The sequence below is a fragment of the Bacillus sp. CCB-MMP212 genome, from assembly GCF_022748145.1.
Taxonomy (GTDB): domain Bacteria; phylum Bacillota; class Bacilli; order Bacillales; family Bacillaceae_G; genus Bacillus_A; species Bacillus_A cereus.
The window spans coordinates 545,883-558,337 of the sequence record NZ_JALDQE010000001.1 but is presented as its reverse complement, the minus strand read 5'-3'; the positions used below and the strand labels follow the sequence as shown (position 1 = coordinate 558,337).

Here is a 12,455-nt window from a genome sequence, read left to right as displayed (position 1 = left end):
TTATTTTGCTCTTTTTTGCAATTCATTTACTGTTACGAACTGATAGCCCTTCTTAGATAAAGAATCTAAAATACCTTCAATCGTTTGTAAATTTTCATTAGACTCATCATACATAGAGTGCAGTAAAATGATAGAACCTGGTTTTACATTTTTATTAACGTATTTAATTTTATCAGCCGCAGATTTATAAAAAGTATCGGGCTCAAGATCCCATGTGATTGTTTCGATATTGTTTTTATTTAAATAATATGGCAGCCCTATTAACTTCTTACCGTTAGGGGGCCTAAAATCAATTTCGTCTGTAAATCCTGTTTGGCGGATTAATGAATTCGTTTTTTCTATTTCATCTTTAATAAAAGAAGGTGTTTTGAAAACCATTCTATTATGAGAATATGTATGGTTTCCAAGTTGGTGCCCAGATTGCGCGATAGCTTCTCCTAACGATAAATTTTGCTCTAATTCATTTCCAATTAAAAAGAAAGTAGCTTTAGCGTTGTATTTATCTAGTAGCGGTAATATTTGTTTTACATTGTTAGTAGGGCCATCATCAAAAGTTAAAGCAATCACTTTTTCATTTGTTTCTACGCGTTGTGTTAAATCTCCAAATAATTGAAAGCTTCTTGCGTTCATCAATTTGTATGTTCCGAATAATGCCGTGATAATAAAGAATAGTGTAACGATTGTAATGATAATTTTTTTCTTCATAATGTAACCTCACAATGATTTTTAATTCAGTTAAAAAGTATTATATCAAACTAAGTAATTTCGTGCTTTAAGAAGGGTGTGGATGCAAGGAGAAGGAATTTATCATATAATAAAATGCAAAAGGTATATTAGGAGGTGTTTATATGGCGATTATAATTCAATTGCCAGACACTGCAACGTCTCATGCAAAGCCAAGTATGGAAATGGCGATACTTTGCGTGAGGTAGACAAGTAATATACAATCGCCTATATGAGCTCGTATCATTTTTTATATTTGGCTTTGCACCTTATTGAAATGAACCATAAAAAATAAGGGGCGAGCAGAAATGAAATACGTAAAAGCTAATGCTGTTTTACCAGAGAGTTTAATTACCGAAATTCAAAAGTATATACAAGGTGAAACAATTTACATTCCGAAACAAGAAACGAAACATTATAAATGGGGTACACGATCTGGCGGAAGAAAACAACTAGATGAAAGAAATAAAGCAATTAAAGAAGCGTTTAAAAGTGGGATTGCTATTCATCAACTTGCAGAAGAATATTTTCTTTCTGGGGAAACGATTAAAAAGATTGTGTATTCTAAATAAGAGGAAAAGAGTCTGATTCATATATTACTTTGAATCAGACTCTTTTTGTTTTATGTGTATTGGATATATGAGGTGTGAACGGGCATGATAATAGAAAAAATGTGCCGTTTTTTTATTAAATGGTATACAGAGCACTTGAAAAGTAGAAAGGTGAACATATATGAATCATATTGGACAAATAACGATAGAGCTTTTAGTTGGTTTTTTTGTTCTATTAATTGCTACAAAAATATTAGGGAAAACACAAATATCTCAGCTAACGCCATTTGATTTTATTTCTGCAATCGTCCTAGGTGAGCTCGTTGGAAATTCAATATATGATCCTAAAATTAAAGTATGGTCTATTTTATATTCAGTATTTGTTTGGGTAATTTTAATTTATACTATAGAAGTGATAACACAAAAAGTAAGAGGAACAAGAAGGTTTTTTGAAGGGTATCCTTCAATTATTATTCGTAACGGAAAGATTGATCGTGAACAATTAAGCGTAAATCATTTGGATATAAACCAATTACAACAAATGCTTAGGCAACAAAAAGATATATTTTCAATCCGAGAAGTTGAATATATGATATTGGAACCGAACGGAAACATAAGCGTTCTGAAAAAAAGTAAATACGAATCTCCTACTATAAATGATTTAAGTTTAAAACATAAGCCTGTATACTTACCAATTTCATTAATTAGTGATGGAAAAGTAGTTAAGGATAATTTGAGGGAAGCGGGATTTGATGAAGGATGGCTTTATAAACAAATAAAGCAAAAAGGAATTACTAAATTTGAAGACGTATTATATGCGGAATGGAAAACAGATGATGGCTTCTTTTGTCAGGAAATGCAGCGGTAGAGAATAAGTGATATATGTAATGTTTGTTTCTAAGTTATCTTTTACATATCAAAAAACGTAATCATTGTATACAATAAAACTAGATCAACAATTTGTATGGAGTGATAAAGATGGAAGCGTTTATTAGAAGTGATCAATATAATTTTATAAAATCACAAGCTTATATTTTAGCAAACGGGCATGCAACGGCAAATGATAGAGGTGTAATTCAAGCGTTAAAATCGCTTGCGATTGAAAAGATAATACATGTATTTGAGAATTTAACGGATGAACAGAAAGAGTTAATTGATACGGTATTAACAGTTCAAAATAGAGAAGATGCAGAATCATTTTTAATGAAAATAAATCCGTATGTAATTCCGTTTCAAGAAGTTACAGCACAAACATTAAAAAAATTATTTCCTAAAGCGAAAAAGTTAAAACTTCCTGATATGGAAGAAATGGATATGAAAGAAATATCTTATTTAAGCTGGATTGATAAGGGGTCAAGCAGGAAATTTATTATAGCGAAAAATGATAAAAATAAATTTGTTGGTCTGCAAGGAACGTTCCAAAGTTTAAATAAAAAAAGCATTTGTTCGTTATGTCATGGACATGAAGAAGTAGGAATGTTTTTAGTTGAAATTAAAGGCGATGTACCAGGAACTTTCGTTAAAAAGGGAAACTACATTTGCAAAGATGGTGTAGCTTGCAATCAGAATATGAAATCGCTAGATAAATTGAACGATTTTATTGAACGCTTGAAGAAATAACGAGAAAACCTCTAGTATTTAAACTGGAGGTTTTTATTTTTTGAAGAAGTAAAATAAGCTTTCTTTGTAAATGTAGATTTATAATGAAATTTGATAAAAATATCTATTATGATACAGTTGCTTATATGCAAGGAGGTAAAACATGGATTACCTTTTATCGAAAGAAAAAGTGAAGCGATGGCCCAAAGATATGATAGCGGCGGGGCGTTGTCATACAGTTGGCCTGAAATCGGATGGCACGGTAGTAGCGGTGGGCCGGAATAAAGAAGGGGAATGTAATGTAAGTGGCTGGCGAGATATTGAAGCAGTCGCAGTGGGCAATGTTCATATGGCAACGAACACGGGTAATGCTCATACAATCGGTCTTACATGTGACAGTACTGCGGTAGCAGTGGGTTGGAATAAGCATGAACAATGTGATGTAAACGATTGGCATAATATTGTAGCAGTTGCGGCAGGGTGGCGTCGTACTATTGGCCTGAAATCGGATGGCACGGTAGTAGCGGTGGGCCGAAATAAAGAAGGAGAATGCAATGTAAGCAGTTGGCAAGGTATTGTGGCAGTCACAGCGGGTGACTGGCATACAGTCGGTCTTAAATTGGACGGCACATTGACGACTGTGGGGAATAATCGATATGGTCAATGCAATGTAAGTAGCTGGCGAGGTATTGTAGCGGTCAAGGCTGGGTATCTTCATACTGTTGGTCTTAAACGAGACGGTACGGTGACAGCAGTGGGGAATGATAAACATAACCAGTGTGATGTAAGTGGCTGGCGAGATATTGTAGCAATAGCGGCTGGTACGAATCATACAATCGGACTTAAATCAAACGGTACCGTGGTGGCAGTGGGTTGGAATGAGTATGGTCAATGTAACGTAAGTGATTGGAGAGATATTGTAGCGATAGCGGCTGGTTGTGCACATACAGTCGGACTAAAATCAGACGGCACGGTGATCGCGGTAGGTAATAATGAATTTGGCCAATGCGATGTAGGTAGCTGGCGCGACATTCGGTTGCCTGGCAAATAGTCAATTTACAATAAATCATTAGTAATATTATTCTATTTTAGGGGTAATTATGGAATAGGATATGTAGAAAATAATTAAACTTAAATCTGCTGAATAAGAATCTCTTTTGAAAAGGGATTCTTATTATTTTTCATAAAATGAGGGTGTAAATGGAATTTTTGAACAAATTTTATTTCAAAATTACAGTAGAAGATATAAATTAAAAAGTATAGAGGAGATAAAGGAATGCTTAAAAGGTTTTTACTTTCTTTACCGGATGTTTTACTTATATGTATCGTTCTCTACATAATGTACACAAATTCTTTTAGTTTTGGACAGATGCTAGTAATTTCCATTGCAATCGGAATTATTGGTGGTCTTGCTATTAGAATTTGTAAGGATGTATTCACGTCTATAAGATGGACAATTAAACAAAGAAAAAATTGAATATGTTCAATAGTTTTTAGGAGGGAATGAAATGACTAAGAAAAAGAATAGAGTGAAAAACGAGATAGTACTTTGGTCACTAACAGCAATTGTTCTATTAATTGTATGGTACTTTTATCAAAAATAAAAACGCATCGTACTCAAAAAGCACGATGCGTTTTTATTATTTTTTTTGCCAATTTTCTTTTATAAAGTCTTCACGCCCAGATTCTTTTTGCTCAGTAGCATATTTCTCTGGATTCTTTTTATAGAAATGTTGGTGGTATTCCTCTGCTTCGTAAAAAGGTGCAGCAGGATGAATTTCAGTCACGATTGGATCTTTAAACATACCGCTTTCTGCAAGAGCTTGTTTTGATTTTTCAGCAAGCCCTTTTTGTGTTTCGTTATGATAAAAAATAGCGGTACGATAAGATGGACCACGGTCAAAAAATTGTCCGCCATCATCAGTTGGATCGATTTGTGGCCAATATAAGTCTAGTAATTTCTGATAAGGAAAAATAGAAGGATCGAATGTAATTTGAACAACTTCTAAATGTCCAGATGTTCCAGCTTTTACTTGTTCATATGTTGGGTTTTCTACATGACCTCCTGCATAGCCAGAAAGTACTTTATGAATACCAGGAAGTTCATCAAATGGTTTTACCATGCACCAAAAGCAACCACCTGCGAAGGTTGCGAGTTCGTATGTTTTTTCGGACATTGCTGTAATCCTCCTAAATGTATATGTTTTATATAGTATTATATAAATTGTTTTATTGCGCAATAAAAAAGATTTGAAAATATATGTTTTTTACAAACAAGATCCTCCGCTCACATCAATTAATTGTCCAGTAACCCAGCGGCTGTCTGGAGAAGCAAGGAATGCAGCAGTATCGGCAATGTCTTCTACTTCACCTAAGCGATTGAAAGCGGAAATAGTAGTAGCGTACTGCTTCATCATCGGGTCGCTCAAGAGTTCTGCATTCATATCTGTTTTAATAAATCCTGGAAGTATTGCATTCACCGTTATTCCTCGTGCTCCAAGCTGTTTTGCTAGCGTAAAAGTCATTGTATTAATAGCGCCTTTCGTCATACTATATGCAACAAAATCAGGTAAAGAAATGCGGGTCGCAGCGGATGAAATATTAATAATTCGGCTATTGTCACGTAAACGTGGCAGTGCTTGTTGAATGATAAAGAATGGTGCTTTTGCATTTACTGAAAACATTCTATCAAAAAATTGTTCAGTCGTTTCTTCAATAAAAGCACCAGGACCAATGCCAGCATTGTTTATTAAAATATCAAATTGTGTTTCACCAGTGCGCTTTTGTAATTCAGTATCTAAAGCTTTATAAAGGTTTTCTACACCGTGTAAGGATTCTAAATTTGCGCCGATAGAAAAAGCTTGGCCACCATTTGATCGAATTTCATGAACAGTTTCTTCAGCGTCATCTTTTCGATTACCGTAATGAACAGCAACCAATGCACCGTCATTTGCTAAACGTTTAGCGATTGCTCGTCCAATTCCTCGGCTTGCTCCTGTAACTAACGCTACTTTCCCTTTTAACATAGTTTCCTCATCTCCTCATAAACTTTATAAGTTTTTCTTTATGTAGTAATGCAAACATACTTAAGTAATATATGAGTGTATGTAAGTAATGCATTCCAATTTTGATTTGAGAAAAAATAAATAGAATGAATTTTGATTTTTTTGAAAAAACATGTTGACAAGGAAAAGAACAACGTCCTATAATACGTGTAACAAATAAAAGTTAATTAAGAATTTTCTAACTTTATATGTTGTATATGCAAAGAAGAGGAAAGTAGATGATTATGATCGTTTCAGAGAGCTACTCCAAGGCTGTGAGGGTAGTAACAATCGAATCATTGAAGATCACCTCGGAGCATCGCTTGCGAAAGGGAAACTGAGTAGAGGGCGGCGGCATCGTCTCCGGTAAAAGGACGGAGGTCTGATTGGACCTACAAAGCTTATATTTCGTGAGAAGTATAAGGAAGCTGAGTGGTAACGCGAAACTCTCGCCTCAGCAATCAAAGCTACTAAATTGTAGTAGTTGATTGCTGAGGCGAGAGTTTTTATTTTTAAAAATAGAAGAAGAGAATGCGTAGAAGAGGAGAGTAAATGATAAAGATTGTTTCAGAGAGCTGCCCCGAGGCTGTGAGGGTGGTAACAATTCACTCATTGAAAATCACCTTGGAGCACTACTTTTGAAAACTAGTAAAAAGTAGCGGGGTTGTTCCCGATAGAAAAACAAAAGTCTAATTGGACTTGCAGAGCTTATATTTCGTGAGAAGTATAAGGAAGCTGAGTGGTAACACGATTCCCTCGTCTCAGCAATGGATTGCTACAAGTATGTAAGTAATCGATTGTTGAGACGAGTATATTTTTAAGGTTTATATACTGAATATTCTGTTAAAAATACTCATCTCAGCAATCGATGTAGAAATAGATTGCAAAAAATAGAGAAAAAAAGAGGAGCGATGTGAGATGGGAAACCAGTACATTTACATGAATGGGGAATTTGTAGAAAAAGAAAAGGCAGTTGTTTCAGTATATGATCACGGTTTTTTATACGGAGACGGTGTATTTGAAGGGATTCGTAGTTACGGAGGAAATGTATTTTGTTTAAAAGAACATGTGAAACGATTGTATGAATCAGCGAAATCTATTTTACTAACAATTCCAATGACGGTAGAAGAAATGGAAGAAGCAGTTTTACATACACTCCAAAAAAACGAATATACTGATGCTTACATTCGCTTAATTGTCTCAAGAGGAAAAGGTGACTTAGGGCTCGATCCGAGAAGTTGTGTGAAGCCGAGCGTAATTATCATTGCAGAACAATTAAAGTTATTCCCACAAGAATTTTATGATAATGGGCTAAGCGTTGTATCGGTTGCATCAAGACGTAATACGCCAGATGCGTTAGATCCACGTATTAAGTCAATGAATTATTTAAATAACGTACTTGTAAAAATTGAAGCAGCACAAGCAGGAGTGTTAGAGGCTCTTATGTTAAATCAACAAGGATATGTTTGTGAAGGTTCTGGTGATAATGTTTTCGTTGTGAAAGATGGAAAAGTATTAACCCCGCCATCCTATTTAGGAGCATTAGAAGGTATTACGAGAAATAGTGTTATCGAGCTATGTGAGCGACTGAGTATTCCGTGTGAGGAAAGACCGTTCACTCGCCATGATGTATATGTAGCGGATGAAGTATTTTTAACAGGAACAGCAGCGGAGTTAATTCCAGTTGTAAAAGTTGATTCCAGAGAAATTGGAGATGGGAAACCAGGAAGTGTAACGAAACAATTGACCGAAGAATTTAAAAAATTAACGAGAGAAAGAGGAGTACGTGTTCCCGGGCTGACGGAAAGCTTAGCGTAAATAAGGAGAGGAGTTAATGGAAATGAAGCAGCAGTATACAGCGTATGAGAAATTACAGTATGAAGAAATGACAGGCGCTGGGCACGTGATTCAATGTTTGAAGAAATTGGGTGTAACGACCGTTTTCGGCTATCCAGGCGGAGCAATTTTACCAGTATACGATGCGTTATACGAAAGTGGTTTGAAACATGTTTTAACTCGTCATGAACAAGCTGCCATTCATGCGGCTGAAGGATATGCGAGAGCTTCTGGAAAGGTTGGGGTAGTCTTTGCTACCTCTGGCCCAGGGGCGACAAATTTAGTTACGGGTTTAGCAGACGCTTATATGGATTCGATTCCTTTAGTTGTCATTACCGGGCAAGTTGCAACGCCTTTAATTGGTAAAGATGGATTTCAAGAAGCGGATGTTGTCGGAATTACAGTACCTGTTACGAAGCATAATTACCAGGTTCGTGATGTGAATCATGTATCACGAATTGTGCAAGAAGCTTTTTATATCGCCAAAAGCGGGCGCCCGGGACCAGTATTAATTGATATTCCAAAAGATGTTCAAAATGCAAAAGTCACCAGTTTCTTTAATGAAGAAGTTGTTATTCCGGGGTACAAACCAGAACTTGTACCAGACAACATGAAACTTAGAGAGGTGGCTAAAGCAATTTCAAAATCTAAGCGTCCACTTCTTTATATTGGAGGAGGTGTCATTCATTCAGGTGGATCCGATGAACTCTTCGAATTCGCAAGGGAGAACCGTATTCCAGTCGTTTCAACTTTAATGGGACTTGGTGCATATCCACCGGATGATCCATTGTTTCTAGGGATGCTTGGTATGCATGGGACATACGCTGCTAATATGGCGGTAACAGATTGTGATTTACTACTTGCATTAGGTGTTCGCTTCGATGATCGTGTAACAGGAAAATTAGAACTTTTTTCTCCGCACTCGAAAAAAGTACATATTGATATTGATTCTTCTGAGTTTCATAAAAATGTAACTGTAGAACATCAGATTGTTGGTGATGTAAAAAAAGCGTTACACATGCTGTTACATATGTTTATTTATACACAAACAGACGAATGGCTTCAGAAAGTAAAGACATGGAAAGAAGAATATCCACTTTCTTATAAGCAAAAAGAATCTGAGTTAAAACCACAGCATGTAATCAACTTAGTAAGTGAATTAACGAATGGTGAAGCGATTGTCACAACAGAAGTAGGTCAGCATCAAATGTGGGCTGCTCACTTCTATAAAGCAAGAAAACCTCGGACGTTCCTTACCTCTGGAGGATTAGGAACAATGGGGTTTGGTTTTCCAGCAGCAATTGGTGCTCAGCTAGCTAAAAAAGAAGAACTTGTCATTTGTATTGCAGGTGACGCTTCTTTTCAAATGAACATTCAAGAACTACAAACAATTGCTGAAAATAACATCCCTGTAAAAGTATTTATCATAAATAACAAATTTTTAGGGATGGTAAGGCAATGGCAAGAAATGTTTTATGAAAATCGTTTATCAGAATCAAAAATTGGATCACCAGATTTTGTGAAAGTAGCAGAAGCTTATGGAGTAAAGGGATTAAGAGCAACAAATTCAACCGAGGCAAAACAAGTGATGTTAGAAGCATTTGCTCACGAAGGTCCTGTCGTAGTTGATTTTTGTGTAGAAGAAGGTGAAAACGTATTTCCGATGGTTCCGCCAAACAAAGGGAATAACGAAATGATTATGAAGAGGTGGGAAGAATGAGTCATACTTTTTCACTCGTTATTCATAACGAGCCAAGCGTCTTATTACGTATAAGTGGGATTTTTGCTCGGCGTGGTTATTATATTTCTTCTTTACATTTAAAAGAAAGAGATACTAGTGGTGTTTCTGAAATGAAACTCACAGCAGTTTGTACTGAAAATGAAGCGACATTACTTGTTAGTCAGTTGAAAAAATTAATTGATGTTCTGCAAGTAAATAAATTATAAGGAGTGTATGGAATATGAAAACATATTATGAAAAAGATGCAAATGTAGAGTTATTACAAGGAAAAACTGTTGCAGTAGTTGGTTATGGATCACAAGGTCATGCGCAAGCACAAAATTTACGTGATTCTGGTGTAGAGGTTGTAGTTGGTGTTCGTCCTGGTAAGTCGTATGAAGTAGCGAAAGCGGATGGATTTGAAGTAATGTCTGTTTCAGAAGCGGTTCGAACCGCACAAGTTGTACAAATGTTATTGCCAGATGAACAGCAAGCTTATGTGTATAAAGCAGAGGTAGAAGAGAATCTTCGTGAAGGACAAATGTTACTTTTCTCACATGGATTTAACATTCACTTCGGACAAATTAATCCGCCAAGTTACGTAGATGTAGCGATGGTCGCGCCAAAAAGTCCAGGTCATCTCGTTCGCCGTGTATTTCAAGAAGGAAATGGTGTTCCAGCATTAGTCGCAGTGCATCAAGATGCGACGGGAACAGCGCTACATGTAGCACTGGCGTATGCAAAAGGTGTAGGGTGTACACGTGCGGGGGTAATTGAAACGACATTCCAAGAAGAAACCGAAACGGATTTGTTCGGTGAGCAAGCTGTACTTTGCGGCGGGGTAACTGCACTTGTGAAGGCCGGGTTCGAAACGTTAACGGAAGGTGGATATCGTCCTGAAATTGCATACTTTGAATGTTTGCATGAATTAAAGCTAATTGTTGACTTAATGTACGAAGGTGGATTAACGACTATGCGCCATTCTATTTCAGATACGGCAGAGTTTGGAGATTATGTAACAGGATCGAGAATTGTTACAGATGAAACGAAGAAGGAAATGAAGCGTGTTCTGACAGAAATTCAGCAAGGTGAATTTGCGAAGAAATGGATTTTAGAAAATCAAGCAGGGCGTCCGACGTATAACGCAATGAAAAAAGCAGAACAAAATCATCAATTAGAAAAAGTGGGAGCAGAGCTTCGTGAAATGATGAGCTGGATTCATGCACCGAAAGAATTAGTAAAGAAATAGAGTAAGAGAGTATAAATGAAAAATATGTAAGAGGGGATTTGACAAGATGAGAAGTGACATGATTAAAAAAGGTTTTGATAAAGCACCGCACCGTAGTTTATTAAAAGCAACTGGTTTGAAAGATGAAGATTTTGATAAACCTTTCATAGCGATTTGTAATTCTTTTATTGAAATTATTCCAGGGCATAAACACTTGAACGAGTTTGGGAAACTTGTAAAAGAGGCAGTTCGCGCGGCAGGTATGGTACCATTCGAATTCAATACAATTGGAGTTGACGATGGTATTGCGATGGGACATATCGGTATGCGTTATTCTCTTCCGAGTCGTGAAATTATTGCAGATTCAGTAGAAACGGTTGTAAATGCACACTGGTTTGACGGCATGATTTGTATCCCAAACTGTGACAAAATTACACCAGGTATGATGATGGCTGCACTACGTATTAATATTCCGACTGTGTTTGTTTCAGGCGGCCCGATGGCAGCAGGAAAAACATCTAAAGGAGAAGTTGTTGATCTGAGTTCCGTTTTTGAAGGAGTAGGAGCTTATCAATCTGGGAAAATTTCAGAAGAAGAATTAAAAGATATTGAAGATCATGGCTGTCCATCTTGTGGCTCTTGTTCGGGTATGTTTACCGCGAACTCTATGAATTGTTTATGTGAAGTGTTAGGTTTAGCTCTTCCTGGTAACGGGAGTATTTTAGCAATTGATCCAAGACGCGAAGAGTTAATTAAACAAGCAGCAGAGAAATTGAAAATTTTAATTGAAAGAGATATTAAGCCGCGTGATATTGTAACAGAAGAAGCAATTGACGATGCTTTTGCACTTGATATGGCGATGGGCGGATCAACGAATACAGTATTACATACGCTAGCACTCGCACAAGAGGCAGGACTAGATTATGATATGAACCGTATTGATGCAGTTTCAAGACGTGTACCTCATTTATGTAAAGTAAGTCCAGCCTCAAATTGGCATATGGAAGATATTGATCGTGCGGGCGGGATTAGTGCAATTTTGAAAGAGATGAGCCGGAAAGAAGGAGTACTTCATCTTGATCGAATAACTGCTACTGGGCAAACATTAAGAGAAAATATTGCTGAGGCAGAGATTAAAGATAAGGAAGTTATTCACTCTCTCGAAAACCCTCATAGTGAGGAAGGAGGATTGCGTATATTAAAAGGCAACCTTGCGAAAGATGGAGCAGTTATTAAAAGCGGTGCAACAGAAGTAAAGCGTTTTGAAGGACCTTGCGTTATTTTTAATTCACAAGATGAGGCACTTGCTGGCATTATGCTTGGGAAAGTGAAAAAAGGAGATGTAGTTGTCATTCGTTATGAAGGACCAAGAGGTGGCCCTGGTATGCCAGAAATGTTAGCCCCAACATCAGCAATTGCTGGAATGGGATTAGGTGCTGAGGTTGCATTATTAACGGATGGACGTTTCTCTGGAGCTTCACGTGGAATTTCAGTAGGACATATTTCACCAGAAGCAGCAGCTGGCGGGATGATTGCACTTCTTGAACAAGGGGATATTGTATGTATTGATGTTGAAGAACGCTTGCTAGAAGTAAGAGTGAGTGATGAAGAATTAGATAAGCGTAAAAAAGAATGGAAACGACCAGAACCGAAAGTAAAAACTGGCTGGCTTGGACGTTACGCACAAATGGTAACATCGGCGAATACAGGGGCTGTTCTGAAAATCCCACATTTTGATTGAGCCAATTTAAAAG

The 12,455-nt window shown here is 36.8% G+C and carries 13 protein-coding genes and 1 other annotated feature; of the genes, 10 read left to right on the top strand and 3 right to left on the bottom strand.

Annotated elements, in window-relative coordinates:
• Nucleotides 1-705 carry a polysaccharide deacetylase family protein gene (locus MRP26_RS02825; RefSeq protein WP_000726858.1) on the bottom strand — a complete coding sequence of 235 codons (705 nt, stop codon included), beginning with the start codon at nucleotides 703-705 and terminating at the stop codon, nucleotides 1-3.
• Between the two features lie 326 nt (nucleotides 706-1,031).
• Between MRP26_RS02825 and MRP26_RS02820 the strand changes: the two genes are divergently transcribed.
• The 5 genes from MRP26_RS02820 (at nucleotide 1,032) to MRP26_RS02800 (ending at nucleotide 4,350) form a co-directional block, all read left to right on the top strand.
• Nucleotides 1,032-1,295, top strand: a complete 264-nt coding sequence (locus tag MRP26_RS02820; RefSeq protein WP_000878325.1) for a CD3324 family protein — start codon at nucleotides 1,032-1,034, stop codon at nucleotides 1,293-1,295.
• A gap of 160 nt (nucleotides 1,296-1,455) precedes the next feature.
• Complete coding sequence (locus MRP26_RS02815; RefSeq protein WP_001015543.1) at nucleotides 1,456-2,142, top strand: DUF421 domain-containing protein; 687 nt, start codon at nucleotides 1,456-1,458, stop codon at nucleotides 2,140-2,142.
• Between the two features lie 110 nt (nucleotides 2,143-2,252).
• Nucleotides 2,253-2,894, top strand: coding sequence for a FusB/FusC family EF-G-binding protein (locus MRP26_RS02810; RefSeq protein WP_000387074.1), 642 nt, complete (start codon nucleotides 2,253-2,255; stop codon nucleotides 2,892-2,894).
• A gap of 142 nt (nucleotides 2,895-3,036) precedes the next feature.
• Nucleotides 3,037-3,924, top strand: a complete 888-nt coding sequence (locus MRP26_RS02805; RefSeq protein WP_044306973.1) for an RCC1 domain-containing protein — start codon at nucleotides 3,037-3,039, stop codon at nucleotides 3,922-3,924.
• A gap of 225 nt (nucleotides 3,925-4,149) precedes the next feature.
• The gene (locus MRP26_RS02800) at nucleotides 4,150-4,350 is read left to right on the top strand and encodes a hypothetical protein (protein ID WP_242805953.1); all 201 of its coding nucleotides are present in this window, start codon (nucleotides 4,150-4,152) and stop codon (nucleotides 4,348-4,350) included.
• A gap of 163 nt (nucleotides 4,351-4,513) precedes the next feature.
• Here MRP26_RS02800 and msrA read toward each other — a convergent pair whose 3' ends face one another.
• Nucleotides 4,514-5,050 carry a peptide-methionine (S)-S-oxide reductase MsrA gene (gene msrA, locus MRP26_RS02795; RefSeq protein ID WP_197241821.1) on the bottom strand — a complete coding sequence of 179 codons (537 nt, stop codon included), beginning with the start codon at nucleotides 5,048-5,050 and terminating at the stop codon, nucleotides 4,514-4,516.
• A gap of 90 nt (nucleotides 5,051-5,140) precedes the next feature.
• Nucleotides 5,141-5,899, bottom strand: coding sequence for an SDR family oxidoreductase (locus MRP26_RS02790; protein WP_053564772.1), 759 nt, complete (start codon nucleotides 5,897-5,899; stop codon nucleotides 5,141-5,143).
• A gap of 545 nt (nucleotides 5,900-6,444) precedes the next feature.
• Nucleotides 6,445-6,684: a binding site (T-box leader), on the top strand.
• 151 nt (nucleotides 6,685-6,835) lie between these two features.
• On the opposite strand from MRP26_RS02790, the gene ilvE reads away from it, so the two are divergent.
• The 5 genes from ilvE to ilvD are packed head-to-tail and all read left to right on the top strand — an operon-like array spanning nucleotide 6,836 to nucleotide 12,442.
• Entirely contained in the window at nucleotides 6,836-7,735 is a 900-nt protein-coding gene (gene ilvE, locus MRP26_RS02785) for a branched-chain-amino-acid transaminase (protein WP_000528161.1), read from the top strand.
• Nucleotides 7,736-7,757: 22 nt separating this feature from the next.
• A complete protein-coding gene (ilvB, locus tag MRP26_RS02780; protein WP_242806012.1) occupies nucleotides 7,758-9,473 on the top strand; it encodes an acetolactate synthase large subunit in 1,716 nt (571 codons plus the stop codon).
• Entirely contained in the window at nucleotides 9,470-9,700 is a 231-nt protein-coding gene (locus MRP26_RS02775; protein WP_000019909.1) for an ACT domain-containing protein, read from the top strand. The genes ilvB and MRP26_RS02775 overlap by 4 nt, the downstream gene beginning before the upstream one ends.
• 14 nt (nucleotides 9,701-9,714) lie before the next feature.
• Entirely contained in the window at nucleotides 9,715-10,722 is a 1,008-nt protein-coding gene (gene ilvC / locus MRP26_RS02770) for a ketol-acid reductoisomerase (protein ID WP_053564771.1), read from the top strand.
• Between the two features lie 46 nt (nucleotides 10,723-10,768).
• Complete coding sequence (ilvD, locus tag MRP26_RS02765; RefSeq protein WP_001255813.1) at nucleotides 10,769-12,442, top strand: dihydroxy-acid dehydratase; 1,674 nt, start codon at nucleotides 10,769-10,771, stop codon at nucleotides 12,440-12,442.
• Nucleotides 12,443-12,455: the final 13 nt, after the last annotated feature.